Origin of the sequence: Halomonas sp. SIMBA_159 (assembly GCF_046536035.1) — a bacterium.
Taxonomy (GTDB): domain Bacteria; phylum Pseudomonadota; class Gammaproteobacteria; order Pseudomonadales; family Halomonadaceae; genus Vreelandella; species Vreelandella venusta_A.
Genome location: NZ_JAWJBT010000635.1, coordinates 1 through 270, shown reverse-complemented (window position 1 = coordinate 270; position 270 = coordinate 1). Strand labels below are relative to the sequence as shown.

At 65.2% G+C, this 270-nt stretch carries 1 protein-coding gene; it reads right to left on the bottom strand.

All coding sequences use genetic code 11. The annotated features are described in order from the left end of the window. A partial coding sequence (locus tag R0J87_RS20750) for a hypothetical protein (RefSeq protein ID WP_498888618.1) occupies positions 1-270 on the bottom strand: 270 nt, incomplete at both ends.

Here is a 270-nt window from a genome sequence, read left to right as displayed (position 1 = left end):
CTCGGCCTGCATTCGATCATCATGAGCCACGTGGTATTCAACATCGCGTTCGTCTGCGCGGTGGTGCGTACCCGGCTGCGCAACTTCGACTTCTCGATCGTCGAGGCCAGCATCGACCTGGGCGCGGGCGAAGTGACGACCTTCCGCCGAGTCACGCTGCCGGCATCTTCCCAGGGGTTCTGGCCGGCGCGCTCCTCGCCTTCACGCTGTCGGTGGACGAGTTCATCATCGCCTATTTCACCGCCGGCGCCGGCCAGGGTTCGACCACCC